At 59.0% G+C, this 19,813-nt stretch carries 18 protein-coding genes and 1 pseudogene; 12 read left to right on the top strand and 7 right to left on the bottom strand.

All coding sequences use genetic code 11. The annotated features are described in order from the left end of the window. Positions 1-63 precede the first annotated feature (63 nt). Positions 64-672: a matrixin family metalloprotease gene (locus PWG15_RS26965; protein ID WP_275024581.1), complete on the top strand. Its 609-nt coding sequence runs from the start codon at positions 64-66 to the stop codon at positions 670-672. A 132-nt stretch (positions 673-804) separates the two neighbouring features. On the opposite strand, the pseudogene PWG15_RS26960 reads toward PWG15_RS26965, so the two are convergent. The 7 genes and pseudogenes from PWG15_RS26960 to PWG15_RS26930 all read right to left on the bottom strand — a co-directional run. Then, positions 805-1,177, bottom strand: a pseudogene (locus tag PWG15_RS26960) (arginase family protein); the annotation flags it as partial. A gap of 87 nt (positions 1,178-1,264) precedes the next feature. Further along, complete coding sequence (locus PWG15_RS26955) at positions 1,265-1,915, bottom strand: ABC transporter permease (protein WP_275024580.1); 651 nt, start codon at positions 1,913-1,915, stop codon at positions 1,265-1,267. A gap of 36 nt (positions 1,916-1,951) precedes the next feature. Further along, on the bottom strand, positions 1,952-2,623 hold the full coding sequence (locus PWG15_RS26950) for an ABC transporter permease subunit (RefSeq protein WP_275024579.1): 672 nt from the start codon (positions 2,621-2,623) through the stop codon (positions 1,952-1,954). Then, positions 2,616-3,986 carry a M20/M25/M40 family metallo-hydrolase gene (locus PWG15_RS26945; protein ID WP_275024578.1) on the bottom strand — a complete coding sequence of 457 codons (1,371 nt, stop codon included), beginning with the start codon at positions 3,984-3,986 and terminating at the stop codon, positions 2,616-2,618. Before PWG15_RS26945 ends, PWG15_RS26950 begins: the two co-directional genes overlap by 8 nt. 45 nt (positions 3,987-4,031) lie before the next feature. Then, a complete protein-coding gene (locus PWG15_RS26940) occupies positions 4,032-4,811 on the bottom strand; it encodes a transporter substrate-binding domain-containing protein (RefSeq protein WP_275024577.1) in 780 nt (259 codons plus the stop codon). A 76-nt stretch (positions 4,812-4,887) separates the two neighbouring features. Beyond that, a complete protein-coding gene (locus PWG15_RS26935) occupies positions 4,888-6,021 on the bottom strand; it encodes an aminotransferase (protein ID WP_275027223.1) in 1,134 nt (377 codons plus the stop codon). Positions 6,022-6,043: 22 nt separating this feature from the next. After that, positions 6,044-6,982 (bottom strand): ornithine cyclodeaminase family protein, encoded by a 939-nt coding sequence (locus PWG15_RS26930; RefSeq protein ID WP_275024576.1) that lies wholly within the window; start codon positions 6,980-6,982, stop codon positions 6,044-6,046. Between the two features lie 120 nt (positions 6,983-7,102). Here PWG15_RS26930 and PWG15_RS26925 point away from each other — a divergent pair, with 120 nt between their 5' ends. From PWG15_RS26925 to PWG15_RS26875, 11 genes are all read left to right on the top strand, one after another. Next, a complete protein-coding gene (locus PWG15_RS26925; RefSeq protein ID WP_275024575.1) occupies positions 7,103-7,672 on the top strand; it encodes a type II toxin-antitoxin system RelB family anti-toxin in 570 nt (189 codons plus the stop codon). Positions 7,673-7,767: 95 nt separating this feature from the next. Continuing rightward, on the top strand, positions 7,768-8,460 hold the full coding sequence (locus PWG15_RS26920) for a GntR family transcriptional regulator (RefSeq protein WP_275024574.1): 693 nt from the start codon (positions 7,768-7,770) through the stop codon (positions 8,458-8,460). 822 nt (positions 8,461-9,282) lie between these two features. Further along, positions 9,283-10,962 (top strand): dihydroxy-acid dehydratase, encoded by a 1,680-nt coding sequence (locus PWG15_RS26915; protein ID WP_275024573.1) that lies wholly within the window; start codon positions 9,283-9,285, stop codon positions 10,960-10,962. A gap of 59 nt (positions 10,963-11,021) precedes the next feature. Further along, complete coding sequence (locus PWG15_RS26910) at positions 11,022-11,723, top strand: haloacid dehalogenase type II (protein ID WP_275024572.1); 702 nt, start codon at positions 11,022-11,024, stop codon at positions 11,721-11,723. Between the two features lie 56 nt (positions 11,724-11,779). After that, positions 11,780-12,967, top strand: coding sequence for an ABC transporter substrate-binding protein (locus tag PWG15_RS26905; protein WP_275024571.1), 1,188 nt, complete (start codon positions 11,780-11,782; stop codon positions 12,965-12,967). A 65-nt stretch (positions 12,968-13,032) separates the two neighbouring features. Beyond that, on the top strand, positions 13,033-13,905 hold the full coding sequence (locus PWG15_RS26900; protein ID WP_275024570.1) for a branched-chain amino acid ABC transporter permease: 873 nt from the start codon (positions 13,033-13,035) through the stop codon (positions 13,903-13,905). A gap of 1 nt (position 13,906) precedes the next feature. After that, complete coding sequence (locus tag PWG15_RS26895; protein WP_275024569.1) at positions 13,907-15,817, top strand: branched-chain amino acid ABC transporter ATP-binding protein/permease; 1,911 nt, start codon at positions 13,907-13,909, stop codon at positions 15,815-15,817. A gap of 10 nt (positions 15,818-15,827) precedes the next feature. Continuing rightward, on the top strand, positions 15,828-16,550 hold the full coding sequence (locus PWG15_RS26890) for an ABC transporter ATP-binding protein (protein ID WP_275024568.1): 723 nt from the start codon (positions 15,828-15,830) through the stop codon (positions 16,548-16,550). A gap of 327 nt (positions 16,551-16,877) precedes the next feature. Further along, positions 16,878-17,315, top strand: coding sequence for a cupin domain-containing protein (locus PWG15_RS26885; RefSeq protein ID WP_275024567.1), 438 nt, complete (start codon positions 16,878-16,880; stop codon positions 17,313-17,315). 223 nt (positions 17,316-17,538) lie between these two features. After that, positions 17,539-18,720 carry an MFS transporter gene (locus PWG15_RS26880; protein WP_275027222.1) on the top strand — a complete coding sequence of 394 codons (1,182 nt, stop codon included), beginning with the start codon at positions 17,539-17,541 and terminating at the stop codon, positions 18,718-18,720. A 65-nt stretch (positions 18,721-18,785) separates the two neighbouring features. Continuing rightward, entirely contained in the window at positions 18,786-19,811 is a 1,026-nt protein-coding gene (locus PWG15_RS26875) for an LLM class oxidoreductase (protein WP_275024566.1), read from the top strand. Positions 19,812-19,813 lie beyond the last annotated feature (2 nt).

The raw sequence follows: 19,813 nt of genomic DNA, 5'->3' as shown, positions 1-19,813 counted from the left end.
GGCATGATCTGCCTCGACATGCCACCGGTCAGAAACCGCGAAAGAACTCTGAGGAGAAGATAAATGAGTTCGCAAAACAGACTTGGAGACCGCGCTCGCGGCGCCTTGTACTGCATCAGTGCCCTGGCCGTTGTTTTGCTCATGATGACGGCCAATCCTGCCCGCGCATACAAGTGGCTCGAAATGGATTGGAGCTATCAAGCCAACCCCATCGAAACCCACTTCGTGGTTTGCGAGAACGAAGCTCCCGTCGGCGCCTCGGCACGGATCAAGGAGGCGGCCGCGAAGTGGAACTACGCAAAGCTCAAGTTTGTGTTCGACGAGGATGATTGCCCCGCACAAACGCCAAAAAATTACGTCGTGTTCGATACATTTACGCAGAGGGATGCGGCTGTGTCCGATCCGAAAAATGTACCAGAGACGCACGAGATGACGGGGTGTGTCATTCATTTCAACAAGAACAGGTTTTGGTACGTGGGAAATGGCACCCCTGATGCGGACGAGAACGATCTTTTCAGTGTCGCGCTCCACGAGTTCGGCCATTGCTTGGGACTGGGTGACGTCAGCGTGAAAGGGGTGGTGATGCAGGAGAAACTAGATGCCGGCAAGCAACTGCGTCAGCTAACCTCCGACGATATCGCCGGAAGAAATAATATTTATGGGTCGCCATGACTTCGCTTGTCGGGTTCGACGAACTTCAGTTTGAGTAAGAAGGGCGCTTATTTGTGTGGACTCGCAGCGGCCGTTAAGGGGATCGGATAGAGCGGCAAATGGGATACCGCATTGCCGTTGACCGGTGGTGAGCTGACCCGTGAAGTAGGCGACCGGAGTACCGTGAAGGTTTCCGCTCGTTTGTCGTGTCGAGCGTGTGAAAATCTGTATGAGCGTCGAGCCAGAGCACGAAGAAGGGACGGTCAAGCTGCGCCGCACATCTGGCCATTCCGAAAACGGTACCAGCCTCCAAGGAATATGGGCATTCTGTCCTCACTTGCCTCATACGCAAGCCGCGCGCCGGCGCCCGTCCAGCCGGCAACTTCGTCCATTGCGAGCACAGCTTTGTTCGGATGTTCTGAGCCGGAGTGTTCGATCGGCTGCAAGTTGCCGACGTCGACGACGCCGTGACCCAACTCCTTGAGGGCTTCCGCTAATCCCGCGACCCTCAAGGCATTGGTCCCATTTCGCAACCAAGTTAGGACGCTCCAGCCTGGAGCGGTATTCCCATGATCTTACAAAGCACTCAATTCTCCTTGCTCTGACGAAGTTGTCAGCGCCCCGGAACCGCGGTCCGCACTTCGACAAATCTGAAAATTCGGCCGAAGACCGCCCCCATGAGGAGATAGATCGTTCCTGCAATGAGGAAGGTCTCGAACGGGGCGTAGGTTCGGGCAACGAAGACACGGGCCGCGCCGGTCATTTCCATGACGGTCACGGCACTTGCGAGTGTAGATCCTTTCATAACCAGGACCAGTTCGTTGCCGATCGCGGGTAGTACAGCACGGTAGGCCTGCGGGAGGATGATCTTGCTCAGCAGCACCCGATAGCGGATTCCGAGCGCATTCCCGGCTTCCCACTGTCCGCGCGGCAACTGCCTGATTGCCCCGGCGAGCAGCTCGGCCGAATAGGCTGCGGAGTTTAGGCCGATCGCCAAAATCGCGCAGTAGATCGGGCTCCGGAGCACTGGCCAGATGAAGCTTTGTCTCACGGCTTCGATCTGGCCTAGTCCGTAGTAGATGATGAAGAGTTGGACCAGCAGCGGGCTGCCGCGCACAAGGAAAGTGTAGGCAGACGCGGGCAGGCGTACTGACCGTCGTTCCGAGTTCAGAGCGAGCGCTAGCGGGAGAGCCAGTACCTGCCCCAAGGCGAAACTCGCGAGCGTTATGCAAATGGTCAGGAGGAAGCCATTCTTGATGGCCATGAACGCGGGCTCGAAAAGGTCCAGGGAAAACATTTGTCACCTCAAATGTGATGTGAGGCGGGACTCGTATGCCTTTAAGAAGGCCGTCGAGACACCGGTGATCATGACGTAGAGAGCCGCCGCAGCGAGGTAAAATGCGAGCGGTTGATGGGTGGCTCCGGCGGCAACTACCGACTTGCGCATAAGCTCTTCGAGGCCAACCACAGAGACCAAGGCGCTTTCCTTCAGGATGACAAGCCACTGATTGCCGAGGCCAGGCAGTGCGCGAGCCATCATTTGCGGTAGCACGACCAGACGAAAGGCGCGGCTTCGCCGGAAGCCTAGCGCAAGCGCGGCTTCCCATTGCCCGGCGGAAACGCTTAGCAACGCACCGCGCAGGATTTCGGTCAAATAGGCCGCGGCAACGATAGAGAGAGCGGCAATGCCCGCACTCAGGGCATCCACCTCGATGTAACTACCCGCAAGATATGTGAGGAGAACCGTGCCGCCGTAAAAAATGAGAAAGATAACCAGCAGCTCTGGCAGTCCGCGGATCAGACCCACATAGCCGACAATCAACCGGCGAATGATCGGATGCCCGTAGATCGCGAGAGGGGCCAGCGCAACCGCGATCACGAAGCCGACAACAAAGCTGCCGACTGCGACCCCAAGGGTCATCACAAGCCCTTGGAGAAGCTGATCTTGATATTGATAGATAGCTTCAATCATTGGCACTCACCCGTGGAACACCGATCTCGCGTTCGCTAAGAGCTGCGAAGAATTCTGCAGAAAACCCGATCATGTTTTCGAAGTGCTCGATCAGGATATTTTCATCCGGGGAATGGAGCATTGCTCCGTGGTGCGTCAGGCCCGCTCCGAACAGCGTCGCGCCGAATTTATGGACGAACGGATGGGCAAGTCCCGAGGCCGCAGAACTGGGTTGGATCACGGCTGGTCGGCCGAACCACTTTTCGAGCAACCTGGCTCCGACTTCGACGGAGTAATTTAGCGGATCGCTCCGTACGCCGAGAACTTCGGCATCCAAAATCTTCACTTCGATATCGTCGAAGCCATTTCTATCGAGTTGCCGTCTTAGCAACTCCGCAATTCTGACGGGACGCTGGCCGGGTGCCAGACGGAAGTCCAACTTCGCACTGCCGTAGCAAGGCAGCACCGTTTTGGCCCCTTCACCCCCATAGCCTCCATGAAAGCCGTTTACGTTCAGGCATGGCTCGAAATTCAGATGTTCGTAGAATGACGATGCGTCGACACCACTGAGAAGCCGCTGTCCGCCGGTCTCATCTTGAAGGTCTTCGAGGGCGAATGGAGGCCAAGCGGCGAGCTTGGCGCTACGTGCGTTGGGCGCGATCACGTCCTCATAGAAGCCGTCTATAAGGACGCGCCCCGAAGCGTCACGAAGGGACGACACTGCAGCCGCCAGCCGCCACAGTGGATTGTCGAAGATAGCTCCCAGACTGGAATGGAGATCGGTTTTCGCGGTCCGGCATTGAAGCTCGACTGCGAGGATTCCTTTAAACCCCATTAGGATAATGGGCCGCCCCGATCTATCTACTTCCCCAAATTCCCACCAGCAGAGATCCGCTTTGGTGTCAGGGAACCTTTCGCCGAGAAACCGCACGAGGGAGGGGCTGCCGATCTCCTCTTCGCCTTCGACGATCCAGATGAGCTTGAACGGCAGAGGTTGCTGGTATTGCGACCGGAACGCTCGCCATCCAGCAAGACGACTTACGAACTCGCCCTTGTCGTCGGCCGAACCACGTCCGAAGAGGCGGCCATCCCGTTCGGTGAGATCGAACGGCGGTGCTGTCCATAAACTGACCGGGTCTTCGGGTTGGACGTCGTAGTGATTGTATATGACCAGGGTGAAGGGGCCGTCACCAACTTCTCCGACGACAAACGGACCCACGCCTCCCGGATACTGCGCGGTCTGGAAACCCGCCTCAGACAACAGTTCCTCGACCCTTTGCGCACATCGTTCGAGGCCTTCGCCTCGGGCACTTACGGATGGAATAGCGACAAGGTCAGTCAGATTTTGCCTTGCTGCGGCGAGAATTTCGGGGGAGGGACGCATGTTTTCTCCTGAAATGGGAGGCGGGATACCGCCTCCCGCTGGACGTCACTTCTTGGAGACGTCGTAACCGAACCACTTTTCGGAAATGGTCTTGATGGTTCCGTCCTGCAGCATCGCCTGAATAGCGCCATCGATCTTTTGTTTGAGGTCGGACTTGCCCTTGCCCATCGCGACGCCCTGACCCTTGCCGAATTCGTGAAAGTCAGCGCTGGTAAGAAGCGGGCCTGCGTAGATAAGCTTGTCCGCTCCGCGATCCTTGACGAGAGGCTCCCAGGCAGATCGCTCCATAAGGCCGGCATCGATGCGTCCAGCGATCAGGTCGTCGGCGACCTGGTCTGGGCGGTCGTAGACACGAACATCGGCATCAGGGAAATTTGCCCGGAGAACTTGTTCGTGCGTAGTGCCGGTCTGTACGCCGATCGCTGCCTTCGCCAGTGAGCTCTTCAGCTCGGAAGCCGACTTTGAATCGGCGGAATGGTTGCCTGCGCCGACGACGATCGAGTTCGGAGCATCCGCGTAGGCTGCTGAAAAGTCGACTTTCTGCGAGCGTTCGTCATTGATCGAAACGCCCGAAATGACGAGATCGAACTTGCCAACCTGCAAGCCCGGCAAGAGGCCATCATAGGCTTGGTTCTGCCAGGTGCAGGTCGCCGAGATGCGCTTGCAAATTTCGTCGCCAACGTCCTTGTCGAAGCCAACGATGTTTCCGCTGGCGTCAACGGATTCCCACGGCGGGTAGTCGGCGCTTGTGCCGACGCGAAGATCCTCGGCCGAAGCGGCGGTGGCGAGTAGTGAAAGGCCGAGGGCGATAGTCAGTCGTTTCATGAGATTCCCCTTTTGTTAGAAACGAAGCATCCTCCGCCCTCTGAAAGGGCGGCAGGAATTCTTTGGATGGATGAAATCAGGCGGCCGAGGCGGCACTTTCCTTGAGGAAATGCGAAATGCGCCTCAGGCCTTCGCGAAGGATTTCTTCTCCGTTCGTGTAGCCAATGCGCAGATACCCCTCCATGTCCATCGCGCTGCCGGGGGTGAGCATTACGCCGGTGTTTTCCAGAAGGCGGATGCACAACTCCTCGGAGGAAATCGGCAGGTCGTACTTCAGCAGCGCGGTCGTGCCGGATTTCGGCTTGATCCAGGAGATCAAAGGCTCGGAGTCGACCCAGTCTGAAACGATCGCGAGGTTCGTGCGGGTGATCCGGTGGCTGCGCTCAAGGATCTTGTCCTTGCTTTCCAACGCGATAGCCGCGAAGTGGTCATCCAACATCCCGACGGAAATCGTGTTGTAGTCCCTGTGGATGGAGACTGCATGGATCAGTTCCGCGGGTGCCACGATCCAACCAAGCCGAAGTCCGGCCAGCGAGAACGACTTGGACATGCTGCCGGTACTGATGCCCTTCTCGTAGAGGTCTGCGATCGACACGGTCATTCCGGTGTCGCCTTCCTGATCCGTGCCACGGTATACCTCGTCGCAGAGAATCCAGGCGCCGCACGCTCTGGCGATCTCGACGATCTTTTCGAGATAGGCGCGATCCATAAGAGAGCCCGTCGGGTTGTTCGGATTGTTGATCGCGATCAGCTTCGTTCCGGGGATCGCAAGCTCCCTTAGTTCTGCCAGATCGGGGAGAAAGTCGGTCTTTTCCGTCAGCTTCAAAATTAGCGTGTCGGCGCCGATGCTCTCGGGAATGGAGTAATGCTGCTGGTAAGTCGGAAGAACGGAGATCACTCGATCCCCCGGCTCCACCAGAGTCTGGTGGACGAGAGCATTTGCGCCGATCGCACCATGGGTGGTGATGACGTTTTCAACGCTCTGTTTCTCGTAAAGATCGGCGATACGAGACCGAAGGCGAACGCTTCCTTCGATTTCGCCATAGGTCAGCTTCAGCGGCAAAATTTGTTGGGCGATTTCATTGATGCCGGCCATATCGAGCAGTTCGGCGACAGTGAGAGACTCGACGCACGTTTCTGCAAGGTTGAGCTCGCACTTCGTCTCGTAATGGTTCATCCAAATTTCCACACCGAAATTGCGAATTTTCACGTTCTTCTCCTCGTGTGATGTTTTACGCGCGTGTGGCGGCGAGTAGCGCGGCTGCAGCGGCAACGTCTTCCAAGCCCAATCCGATGGAGCGGAAAAATGCCGGACGTTTGCGGCTGGGAGCTTTGGCGCGTCCGGTCAGAAGCTCCGCAAGATCGCCGCAAAGGGAATCGGGATTCCACTGACCGGCAGCGGTGGCAAGCTTCATCTCGCCGGCGGCTGCGGGCGTGGTTGCCCGGTAGTCGCAGTAGACGTCAAAGTCTTGCAATGCGGCAGGGTCGACTTCGTGTGCGTTGGCGACGTTCGTGCTAATGGACGTGACAACCGCGGACTTGGACAGTGCGGCCGTATCGACAACTGGGGTCCCGGACGAGGTGCACAGCATCACAACGTCTGCACCTTGAACGGCTTTGTTGGCATTGGTTGACTTCGAGACCAGGACCTCGCTGGAGATCGTACGGGGCACTTCGCGCGTGTCGATTTCAGGAGACGCGATTCTGACTTCCTTCCATGGGCGAATGCTTTCCGCGTAGCGGAGATGCGCCAGTCCCATCGGCCCTGAGCCGACGATAGTCAGCACCGAAGCCTCCTCGGGAGCGAGCACATCAGCAGCGATGATCGAAGCAGCAGCGGTCCGCTCTGTCGTCAATTTCTTGGAATCGCAGAGAAGCAGCGGCGTTCCGGTTTCCATCGACATAAGGAGAGTCCATGCTGTCACCAGCTCTTTGCCGTTGCCGGGGACGTATGGCGACAGCTTCGCGCCGAATACCCTCTCATCCGCCAGAACGCCGAGGTATGTGATGAAGTCGCCGGCGTCGGCCGGGAAGAGGCTCAGCGTCTGGGGCGGTTGCACGGCGTTCCCGTCAGCCAAGGAGCGGAACATGCGTTCCAGGACAGAGCGGATGTCGACCTTCGGAAGGAGCGTCGCGATCTCAAGTTCACTGAGAACGATCGGTTGCGTCATTGAGTACCTCGCCGTTACATGGCGGCAGCCCTAGGACGCACAGGATCAATCCCGCGTTTGGATAAACGCGCGGCGGATTTCGCTGTTGAACAGTCTGCCGGTTAAGAGTAGAAGGACGATATGAGCAATATACTGCACAGTCAAGCGCGAAGTGACGTCCTCGCGCACGTTTCTGGAAATCTCAGACGGCTGCGTCAGGCGTTGCGCATGAGCCAAGCAGCTCTTGCCGAAGCGTCCGGGATAAGTCGTAGGATGATCGTGGCAGTAGAAGCCGGCGACGCGAACATCAGCCTTTCGAGTCTCGATAAGCTTGCTGCTGCAATGGGCGCCGGATTCGTCGATCTTGTGAGGGATCCGGAGCAAACGTCGTTCTCCGATATCAGGGAAGTGACTTGGAGAGGGCGTGAGCCCGAAAGCGAGGGTATTCTACTTGGGACCGCGCCAGCCGCTCGCGAGGCCCAGATGTGGCTATGGTCCCTGGGAGGATGCGAGCGTTACGACGCTGAGCCTGATCCTCAAGGCTGGCACGAAATGATATTTGTGGTTGAAGGTGTATTGACCTTGATGTTGGGGGACGCCGGGAAGGACTATCCGGCCGGTACCTTTGCGATCTACAGCTCCGCTCAAGTGTATTCTTACGTAAATGCCGGACAGGAGACTGTGAAGTTCGTGAGAAACGTCATCTCCTAAGAGGCGGGGATCGGTCTCGCTCAAACAAGCAGAGGCCTGCGTTTCAGCCGATGAGTCTATTGTCGACAATAGCCAATCTATGCTAACGGTTTGCGATGTCTACGACTACAGAATTCAAAATCAAAAAAGTGCAGAAGCTGAGCGCCGAAGTGCAGGCCGCCTCTGCATTGCGCCAAGGGATTCTGGACGGGGAAATCCCGCCTGCCACGCGCCTGACGGAGATCCGCATGGCGGAACAGTTGGGCGTGTCCCGCGCCACTATCCGAACGGCATTTCACCAGCTGGCACAGGAAGGGCTGATTGACCAGATACCCTACACTGGTTGGGCGGTCATGTCTCTCAGCGCGCACGACGCCTGGGAACTCTACACGCTCAGGGCGAGCCTGGAAGCGCTGGCTTCGAAGCTTGTGGCCACTGGCATCCGGGAAAAGGGAACGACATCGCCCGCGATCGCGCGACTTCACGAGGTTTTTTCGGACCTAGAAGTAGCCTGCAAAAGTCGAAAGAGAAAACGGATAGCCGAGGCCGACTTTGCGTTGCATCGCACGATAATTGATCTAGCCGGTCATCGAAGGTTGGGGGAACAGTATGCGATGGTGGAGCAGCAGATCCGAATCTATATCGCGTCCAGCGACGCGCTTTTGGACCCAGCATCCATTATCGAACAGCATAGACCCATTGTCACGGCCATAAGCGCCGGCGATGTCGAGCGGGCTGTTCAGGCTGCCGTTGAACATAATGAACAGGAAGGCGGAAAACTTGTCGCGCACCTTGAGGCGCAGGAATAGGGCCTCCTGATCTGACGAGCGATACGCCATCTGATCTCAACTCCAAAAGCTGCCTTTTCCTCGAGAAGTTGGGCGCTCGTAGGTGAATTGTCCGATAATCGATTAAGGGAGATTAGCCCCTGCGCCGGACTGTTTCGGCGCACGAGTTATCCTCGGTTTGGACGTGGCTCGCACTGAAGGACCGATCAGTTCGCGGTTCTTCAGTGCGACGCATTTCTACGGAAAGTCGCTCACGCAATGGATGTACGGACAGGCGTAACAGACGTGCCAGATGCCTGCCCGTCCAAGTAAATCAACCACGTGTTCAAGGCGCGTCATCCGGCATTTGATCTGGCGTGCGCGTATAGCCGTAGGCATTGTGTTTGCATCGTCCCAATGCGGATCGGCCGACCTTTCGACTGTGGCGTCTTTGGCCATGCCGCGATGCTGGCCCCACCTTGCCGAGTCTTCAGCTCGCTATTTTGCCGACACGAAAATCACGCACTGAGTGCCCAAACGAGCTTTCGGGAGACAGGGAAACAAGGCCGCCGAGTCTTGAGTGCTCGTCGAAGTAGCGCTCTGGCCTTGCCACTATAAAGGACGCCATCGTGTGCCGCGGAGAGTAGTGGTCGAGAGCGGGGGCTGATTGTGCTGGAACTACCCAAAGGTTGCGCAGAAGTGAGCGTCGGCGTTGGCTCACGGCCCAGGGGTTGAGCCGACGCTGACGAGACATCCAGGCATTGCGATGATAGTCGATTGTCAGACAATCGATTGACAGATGCGACTAGATGTGACACCTTTTCCCTATCGATCCAGCGAGGATCAAACACAGAGGGAAGAGTTATGGACAAGACCGACAAGCGCAGGCGCAGCCAGAAGCAGTTCACGGGACTGGAGCGGTCGCTGCAGCGCGCATGGGCAAAGGGCGCCGGGCTGATCGACGAGGAGTTCGAGCAGCCGATGATTGCCGTCGTCAACACCTACCAGGACTTCTCTCCGGAGAACTTTCATCTTCGCCAGGTGGCTGATGCCGTAAAAGCCGGCATCCGCATGGCCGGCGGCACGCCATGCGAGTTCAACACTTTCCACGTCACCGACTCCGAGACCTTCGCCTCGGTTGGCATGCGCTACGTCTTGCCAAGCCGCGACGTGGTCGCGGACATGATCGAGCTGATGGTCGAGGGGCATCGCTTCGACGGCATGGTGCTCATCGGATCAGGCGACAAGGTCATGCCGGGTATGGTGATGGCCGCCGCCCGCCTCGATCTTCCGGCGATGATGATCTACGGCGGGCCGACGCCAGTCGGGCGCTATCGTGGTCGCAAGGTGTTTCTCGAAACCGTCTATGACGGCGTCGGAGAGCATTTGCGAGGCGAGCTGTCGCTTGCCGACCTGAAGGGCCTGGAAGACAACCATTTCCCCTTTTCGGGCGCCTGTGACACGGCGACATCAGGCAACACCGCCGGCATCTATACGGAGGCGCTTGGCCTGGCGCTCCCGCATTCCGGAACGTTGCCGGCCGGCTCGAACTACCAGTTGCGGGCTGCGAAATACACCGGCATGCGCATCATGGATCTGGTGCGAGAGGACATTCGTCCCTCCACCATCCTGACAAAGCAGGCCTTTGAGAATGCGATGCGGGTTGGGATGGCTGTCGGCGGTTCCACCAACATGGTGCTGCACTTCATGGCGATGGCGAAGGAAGCCGGCGTCGACGTGTCTTTCGACACCTGGGATAAGCTATCGCGCACGACGCCAACTCTGGTCAAGCTTGCGCCCTCCGGTCCGTGGGGTGTGACGGAACTCAACGACGCCGGCGGCGTACCCGCCGTGTTGAGAGCGCTCGGCGAGCGGGTGAACCGGTCGGTGCCGACGGTGAGCGGCAAGAGCGTTGGCGAAATCGTCGACGAGGCGGTCATAGAGAATGAGCAGGTCATTCACACCGCCAGCGATCCTGTTGAGCCCGAAGGCTCGCTCTTCATCCTCAAGGGATCGCTCGCGCCGGGAGGGGCCGTGGTCAAGGCATCGGGCGTCGCCAAGAGCATGTGGAAGACGGTTCTGAAAGCTCGCGTCTTTGAAGATGAAGAAAGTGCGATCGATGCTATGCGCGCAGATGGCATCGCGCCCGGGACCTGCATCATCATCCGCAATGAAGGCACGAAGGGCGGGCCAGGCATGCGCGAAATGCTGGGCGCGACCTCCGCGCTCATGGGGGCGGGGCTTGGTGAGACCTGTGCCCTTGTCACGGACGGCCGGTTTTCCGGTGCGACCCATGGGCCGGCCATCGGATATGTTACCCCGGAGGCGGCGCGCGGCGGCGTGATCGCCGTAGTCAAGGACGGTGACGAGATCCACATTGACCTCGCAGCTCGCAAACTCGACCTGGATGTCTCGCAGGCGGTGATCGATGCGCGCTGGGCGTCTTATGTTGCTCCGGAACCGAGGATCAAACGCGGCTACATGAAATTCTACTCAGAGCATGTGGCGCCGGCATCCGAAGGCGCCGTCATGCCCCGGTTCTAATTCTTGCGCGGGCGGCCCCTGTGCGGCCGCCCGCATTCTTTTCAACGAGAGGACTTTCTATGCTTTCCGGACCCAAGCCCGAATGGTTGACCTTCGACTGCTATGGCACCCTGATCCAGTGGGACGAGGGCCTGCTTGCTGCCGTCGAACAGATCCTGGCGAAACATCCCGGATCCGACGTCGATCCCGAGACCTTGATCCGGGTTTACGACAAATATGAACATGCGCTGGAGGCGGAGCGTCCGCACAAGTCTTTCCGCGTGGTTGCGGGCGAGGGCTTGCGCTTGGCGATGGAGGAACTCGAGCTTGCCTACACGTCGGACGATATCGAAATTCTAACGGGCAGCATATCGCGCATGCCGCCGTTTCCGGAGGTCGTTGCAGCCCTCGGTGAACTGAAGGCGCAAGGCTTCAAGCTCTGCATTGTCTCCAACACCGACGACGATATCATAGCCGGCAATGTCGCGCAGCTCGGCGGCCATATCGACCGCGTAGTAACCGCCCAGCAGGCGGGCGCCTACAAGCCGACCCAGCAGATCTTCGATTTCGCGCACGACGCCCTTGGTCTTGGCCGCAGCGACGTCGTCCACATTTGCGCAAGCCCGCACCTTGATTTGGCGGCGGCGCGAGATCTCGGCTTTCGCTGTATCTGGATCGATAGAGGTACAGGCCGCAAACCCTTGCCCGATTATGCCCCGAACGCAGTCTTTCCGACACTCGACTGTGTTCCGCCTTTCCTCAGTTCGGCGAACTGGGGCTGAGGCCAAGAGAGCCCGAAGAGGCCGCGCCTGATATAACCAAAAGAGAGGAACGAAAGATGATGAAGCACATTCTCCTGGTGACGCTGAGCGTCGCCTGGGCAGGCACCGCCGTGGCTGCTGACGCCGCAATCCGCGTCGGCTTGACCGGTCCGTTCACAGGTGGTGCAGCGCCGCTCGGCGTTTCCATCCGCGACGGCGTCCGCCTCGCGGTTGCCGAGATCAACGCCAAAGGCGGTGTTCACGGCAAGCAGATCGAGTTGATCGAGCGTGATGACGAATCCAAGCCGGAACGCGGTGTGCAGATCGCGCAGGAACTGATCAACAGCGAAGGCATCGTTGGAGCGGTTGGGATCGCCAACACACCCGTGGCCATCGCCGCCTCACGTTTCTATCAGGAATCGAAGGTACCGATCATCATTCCCGTGGCAACGGGCAGCGTCGTCAGCCGTCAGTTCATGCCGCCGGAGTATTCGGAAAACTACATTTTCCGCATCGGCGCCTATGACACCATCCAGTCGGCGATGATGGCTGAGCTGATGGTGAAGGGGCGAGGCGTCGACAAGGTGGCAATCCTTGCCGACTCGACCAACTACGGTCAGTTGGGCCAAGCCGATCTCGAGGTCGCACTCGACAAGCTTGGCGTGCAACCGGTCGCGACCGAGAAGTTCAACGTTCGCGATCCCGACATGACGCCGCAGCTTCTCAAGGCGCGCGCGGCAGGCGCACAGGCCGTATTTGGCTACGCCTTGGGCCCGGATCTGGCCCAGGTCGCCAACTCGATGGCCAAGATCGGCTGGAAGGTGCCATATGTGACGAGTTGGAACTCGTCGATGTCCAACTACATCGACAATGCGGGCGCGAACGGTGAGGGCGTCTACATGCCCCAGACCTTCATTCAGGACGAGGGCGTCAGCGAGGCGTGGACGCGGTTCATCAAGGCCTACCAAGCGGCTTACAAGGTGGATCGACTTCCAAGCCCTTCTTCGGCTGCCCAATCCTACGATGCCATGCTTCTGCTTGCAGCGGCGATCGCCCAGGCTGGTGACGGTGCTGATGGAGCAGCCATAAAGCAAGCTCTCGAGGGCCTAAAGGATCCCGTCGACGGGGTGATCACGGACTATGTCGCGCCCTTCAGCGCACAGGACCATGAGGCGACTGAGGCCTCCCATGTTGTCGTCGGAGTGGTGAAGGAGGGGCGTGTCGCCTTCGCCAATGACGCCGACAAGGCGCGCGTCGGCCGCTAACAGATCCGAAACAGCGATTGGTACTCAAGTGCCGCCGGCCGATCCCGGCGGCAAGGGGGATTGTCATGTTTGAATTGCTTCCGCAGGTCCTCGTCAGCGGTGTTTCTCTTGGAATGATCTATGGGCTGGTCGCGTTCGGCTATCAGTTGACCTACGTGACGTCAAAGACTGTGAACTTTGGTCAGGCGGAAGCCTTGGCCGTCGGTGCCCTTGTCGGGCTGAGCCTGCAGCCCATCCTGGGTTACTGGATGGCGATCCCTGTCGTCATGATGTTCGGTGCGCTCTATGGCGCTGCGGTCGAGCGCATCGCGGTTCGTCCTGCGCTACGGGCTGGAACTGAGGGGTGGATCCTCTCGACGATCGCCCTTGGCATCATCATGAAGAACGTTGCGGAGAACATCTGGGGTAAAGAGGATCTTCCCTTTCCCTCACCGCTGCCGCCTGTGCCGTTGTCGATCGCGAGCGCCTACGTCATGCCTATGGAGATCCTGATCGTTGCAGGGGCGTTGGTGTTGATGCTGGTGATCGAAGCACTCAATCGCCTGACGCTGATCGGCAAGGCCTTTGTTGCAACCGCGGACGATAGCGATGCCGCAGCGTTGATGGGCATCAGCACACGGGCCGTGATCGCCGGTTCGTTCGCAGTCTCCTGCGCGAGCGCCGCCTATGCAGGCATCCTCATAGCTCCGGTAACCTTGACGGGAGCAAGCATGGGGCTTGTCCTCGTGCTGAAGGGGTTTGCTGCGGCGATCCTCGGAGGCCTGACCTCCGGTGCCGGCGCTTTGGTTGGTGGGCTCGTCATCGGCATCGCTGAGGCGGTGACAGCCTTCTACGTGTCCACCGGCTACAAGGAAGTTCCCGGCCTCCTCTTCCTGCTTATTGCGCTCGCGTTCAAGCCCGAGGGCCTGTTTGGCAAACCCCTATCAAAGAAGGTCTGACATGAAGCGCTCCCTACTCTCTTTAGGCGGGCTTCTGCTCCTCGCCGCTGCTCCGTTTGCAGTCCCGAATGCCTATTACGTCCATATGCTGACGGTTGTGCTGATCTTCGCAATCGCCCTCATGGGTCTCGATTTCATCATCGGCTATGTCGGCCAAATCTCGCTTGGTCATTTCGGGCTGTTCGCAATTGGTTCATATGCGGCCGGTCTGACAGCTGCCGGTGCTGGCTTGTCGCTATTGCCCGCGCTTGGTTTTGCGGCAGCGGTGACTGCCCTGTTCGGCGCCGTCCTTGCTTTCCCGGCGCTGAAGACAGCCGGTCCCTATTTCGCCATGGTGACGCTCGCGTTCGGTTCGATCGCCGTCATCGTTATCAATGAATGGACCGACCTCACCGGTGGTGCACGCGGCCTTGCCGTGCCTAAACCTGCACTTGGGACAAGCGTTCTTGACGGCCCCGGCTTCTACTGGTTTGCCCTCGGCGTCTTCGCGCTGGCGTGGCTCACCGTCGGACGCATTATCTCGTCACGCTACGGGCGCGCCTTCGAGGCATTGCAATCCAGTGCGATCGCGACCGACAGCATCGGAATTTCCTCCTTTGGCTACAAAGTCCTGGCTTTCACTCTCAGCGCGGGTTTCACCGGGTTGGCTGGTGGGCTCTACGCGTTTTCGGAGCTCTATATCACGCCGCAATCGTTTAACTTCGAGCTGACCATCGTCTTCCTGCTCGCACTCATCGTTGGCGGCCGGGCAAGCCGACCGGGCGCGTTCGCCGGTGCCGTTCTGGCGGTTTGGCTGCCCAATCTGCTCGCAGATATGACGACGTTTCGCGTGATTGCGGTCACCACGACGCTGACCTTGTTCGTGCTCGCTGTATGGCGGTCGGGCCGAGGACGACCGGATTGGCGGGTATGGTTGCCGGTCGCAATCACGTTTGCCGTCACGATTCTTAGCTTCCATCTAACCTCGATGATCGATCAGCGGCTGACTATTTTCGGCCTCATCCTGCTGGGGGCAATAACCTATCTGCCAAATGGCATTGTCGGCACTCTCTTGCCGGGTGGGACCGGCCGCGCCGCTGCCATCAGTACCGTCCGGCAAGCGGGCCATGCCTTGCCAACAACCGTTATGAGAGTGGATGGCGGCAAAGCCCTTGAGCTGGGCGACGTGACCGTTGCCTTTGGCGGTCTGACGGCGATCAACAGCCTGTCCGTCGAGGTCGAAGCGGGGACGGTTCATGGCCTGATCGGTCCGAACGGCGCGGGAAAAAGCACTTTGCTCAACGTGTTGACCGGGATCTACAGGCCCTCGAAAGGTGTGGTCAGGCTCCGCGGCCGGCAGATAAACGGCGTCTCCACCGTCGGAATAGCGCGCGCCGGTGTTTCCAGGACATTCCAGAATATTCAGCTGTTCGGCCAACTAACCGCGTTGGAAAATGTCCTGGTCGGTCGCCATCGTTCCTACCGCACTGGCGCCCTGGACATGCTGTTCGCTACGCCTCGATACAAACGGGAGGAAGTGGAGCAGACCGCCGTGGCGATGGCTCTGCTCGACCTTGTCGGCCTTTCCGGCTTGGCGGGGGAAAATGCGCGCAACCTTCCTTACGGCAAGCAGCGGCTGTTGGAAATCGCCCGGGCGCTTGCGACCGGATCAGCAATCCTGCTGCTTGATGAACCCGCCGCCGGTCTCAACCCGTCAGAAGTGCAGGAGCTCGTCACGATCCTCGAAACGATCAAGCGATCGGGGATCACCATGGTCCTGATCGAACACCACATGGATGTCGTGATGGCGCTGAGCGATCGGGTCACTGTCCTCGACTTCGGCGAGAAGATCGCCGAAGGCCCACCTCAGTCCATTTCTGCCGATGCCAGAGTGGTGGATGCTTACCTTGGTACCAGCCTCGCCGTTGCGTGAAGGAAGAAACATGTTGATCGTCGAAAAACTCTCTGCCGGCTACGGCCGCTCCGATGTCCTCCAAGGCGTGGATCTCGCGGTGCCGAGGGGCAAACTCGTGTGCATCGTCGGCGGAAATGGTGCCGGCAAGTCAACTGCAATGCGTGCGATCTCCGGTATGCTTGCCCCCACGTCCGGGCGTGTGCAATTTCGGAATGTCGATGTCACCAGTATGCCTTCACACAAGACGGCGGCTCTGGGGATGGCGCATGTGCCGGAAGGACGCCGTGTCTTTGCAAGTCTCTCTGTCCTGGACAATCTGAGGCTCGGCGCGTTCCGGCGGGCGCGCGCAGATCGGCGCAGGCTTGCGGACGATTTCGATCGGATCTTTTCGTGGTTTCCTCGACTGCGCGAACGACGGGCGCAAGCGGCGGGCACCCTCTCTGGCGGGGAGCAGCAGATGCTGGCGATCGGTCGGGCGCTTATGGCGGAGCCCGAGTTGATCCTGCTCGATGAGCCTTCAATGGGGCTCGCGCCAAAACTGGTTGAAGATGTCTATCGCATCATCATACGGCTGCGCGAAGAGGGCCGCACTATCCTGCTCGTTGAGCAATTCGCCAACCTGGCCCTGAGTGTTGCCGACTACGCTTACGTGCTGGAAAACGGACGTATGGTTTTATCTGGCACCGGGCGGGAACTTCTTAGCCATGATAAGGTTAGGGAGGCTTATATGGGCAATCGCGCAAGAGCATAGCCAGGCCCGCGCACATCCGGACGGACCTCCGGCGTTCCAACTCGCTTGATCTTGTGGTCGTGAACGTTGGGGATGGCGTAGTTCTGGCCACGTAAACGGCTCCACAGAACATGTGGACATGTGCAATCCGAGTGGGGGATCGTGCGCGCCAAGTTTGAACGTTGCCTCATGTGTCAAACCATCGCGCTTCAACAACCCGAGTGCCGCAGCAGAGCCGAGGTATCTGTTCATCCGCTTCGCAGGTCTTGTTCGCCGTATGCCGCTAATGGCCGGGGGCAATTCGCCTATCTGTTCCGCATTCAAATGCGAAGCGAGGAACATTCCGTCATGACAATCGAAATAAGACGCAGAAAGCTGGTCGAGGCAGCCCCACACGCGGCATTCAAGCTTGACGAGATCGCTAGGAGCTTTCCGGATAGCGCGGAGACTTTGCTCATCGACGCTCGACTCACAGATGAGGATGAGGCGAGCGCTCGGGTGTTCCGCGTCTACCAGCCGACTCCTGCGCACTACCATTCGAACTGCGACGAGTATCTGCTGGTCCTTTCAGGACGCGGCCGCTTCTTCATGGGTGATCGAGTTCCGTTCGACGTTGGTCCCGGCGACATGTTGTTCTTCAAGAAGGGCACGATCCACGGCATGCCTGAAATACTCGAGCACCCGTTGTTCATGGTCTCCATCGACACGCCTCGTCGAGACCCCACGGACATTATCTTTGTCGATTCGACGCAAATAACACCTGAGAGTTTCGTGAAGGCAAAATGATCATGCTGGGCGAATTCGTCGTCGGCATTTCCAATTGAGGCGTCTCCGCTGACCACTGCGGACGTTGCGCCGTTCGTTCTTTGAAATCGATTCAAAGGTTCTTGGCAGGCCCGCTGGATTATCACCTGGAGCCTCCTTCGCCATATTGCTCCGCAGCAATCCTTCAACCGACAGCGCTGCTGTCCAAGCACCTCACGCGCGCGTGGGGCGAGAGGACTTTATTATGCCCTTAGCTATCTTTGCCTTGACGATTGCGGCGTATGCAATCGGAACAACGGAATTCGTAATCGTTGGCCTCCTACCAACCGTCGCGACGGATCTCGGCATTACCCTACCGCTCGCTGGTTTGATTGTCAGCGTCTATGCACTTGGCGTCACCTTCGGTGCGCCGGTCCTGACGGCTCTGACGGGCAAGATCGAGAGGAAGCCGCTCTTGCTTGCCCTCATGGCGTTGTTTGTTGTCGGCAACACGATCGCGGCGCTTTCACCGAGCTATGAGCTCTTGCTCGTCGCCCGCGTGCTTGCAGCCTTCGCTCATGGCGTCTTCTTCTCCGTGGGATCGACCATTGCCGCCGATCTCGTGCCGGAGAACCGTCGAGCATCGGCCATTGCCATGATGTTTATGGGACTGACTGTCGCCATTGTCACCGGAGTTCCGCTCGGGACGTACATCGGTCAACTCCTGGGCTGGCGCGCGACCTTCTGGGCTGTTGCCGCTCTGGGTGTAGTTGCATTCTTGGGGATTGCAGCTCTTCTGCCGAACACCCTGAAAAAGGCGCCGCCGGCGAGCCTGCTTGACCAAGTGCGCGTTCTTGGTTCCGGTCGCTTGCTGATTGTTTTCGCCATGACCGCCCTCGGCTATGGCGGTACCTTCGTGGCGTTCACTTTCCTCGCTCCGATCCTGCAGGAAATCACTGGCTTTTCCGAGCAAAGCGTGAGCCTGATCCTCGTGCTCTACGGTATCGCCATTGCCATCGGTAACATCGCGGGCGGCAAGATTGCCAACAGCAATCCGGTCAAGGCGCTGGTCGGTTTGTTCATCCTTCAAGCGGCGGTCCTGGTGATCCTGACCTTTACCGCTGGTTCTCCGATCCTCGCGATCATCACGCTCGTCGCCCTCGGTTTCCTTCAGTTCGGCAACGTACCGGGCCTTCAGCTCTATGTAGTGAAGCTAGCCAAAGAACATCGTCCTGGCGCTGTTGATGTCGCGTCGGCGCTTAACATAGCCGCCTTCAATCTCGGTATCGCCATCGGCGCTTGGCTCGGCGGTTTGATTGTCGAATCTCCGCTAGGACTTGGGGCGACTCCCTGGGTCGGAGCGATCCTCGTCGTCGTCGCCTTGTTCTTGACGATGTGGAGCGGCGCGTTGGACCGGCGTGCAACTCCCGTCCTGAACGCTGCCTGATCCACGTCACGTCCGGCGCGCGTAGCGCCGGGCGTTTCTCACCGAACCTTATTCCGGAGAACCCAATGTCTACTTTCAATGCCGGTCAGTTCCTTGCACTTGACCGGATCCGCAAGCCTGGCGGTGGCCTGACCCTTGGCATCGAGCTGCCCCTCGACAACGATTGGTCGCCGGAACGGGAAGAACAGCGTGTCGCCGAAGGTCGCCCTTTTGGTGTTCCCGACCTTGCCCACTATCCCGAGTTGGTTAGGCAGGTCGATCGCTCAGGCTTCGCGGCCGTCTGGATGCGGGATGTGCCGGTCTTTGATCCCAACAATTTTGGAGATGCCGGCTCTGTCTACGATCCCTTTGTCAACTTGGGATTCCTCGCGGGGATTACAAAGAATGTTGCCCTCGGTACGGCGGCGGTTGTCCTGCCGCTGCGCCACCCAATGATGGTCGCCAAGGCCGCCGCTTCCGTCGACAGGTTGTCAGGCGGGCGGCTGATCCTCGGCGTAGCCTCTGGCGACCGGCCGGTGGAGTATCCGCTGCTCGGCCTCGATTTCGAAAGTCGCGGAGAAGCCTTCCAGAGCGCTGTCGCCTATCTACGTGACGCGTGGAAAAACGACGGATTGCCGATCGGGGACGGGCGGATTGAACCGAACCTCGAACTCCTCCCAAAGCCTCTTCAACCACAAATCCCGATGGTGATTGCAGGTCAGGGCAGGCAGAGCCCGGATTGGATCGCGGCGAACATGCAGGGGCGTTTCGTCTATCCAAACGGCCTGGAGCGGCTGTCGCTGCAGGCGCGTGAGTGGACCACCGCTCGCAAGAGCCTCGGTCTGCCTCGCGGGGCCTTCATAAGCGCCTTCCACCTAGATCTCGCCGATGATCCGGGCGAGCAACCGACACCACGCCGCTTCGGCGCCCGCACCGGACGAAAAGCCTTTTTCGAACACTTGAGCGCGCTGGAGGAGGCGGGCGTTGATCATTTGGCCCTCTTGTTACGCCCCTCTCGACGTCCCCTGGACGAGGTGATCGATGAGCTGGCACGCGACGTGATCCCTGCCTTCAAAGCACAATCTCCCGCGACGAACGCCGCTGCGGAATAACC

It is taken from the genome of Ensifer adhaerens, assembly GCF_028993555.1.
In the GTDB taxonomy this organism is placed as follows: Bacteria; Pseudomonadota; Alphaproteobacteria; order Rhizobiales; family Rhizobiaceae; genus Ensifer; species Ensifer adhaerens_I.
The sequence above is the reverse complement of the archived record's forward strand: the minus strand, read 5'-3'. Positions and strand labels throughout refer to the sequence as shown.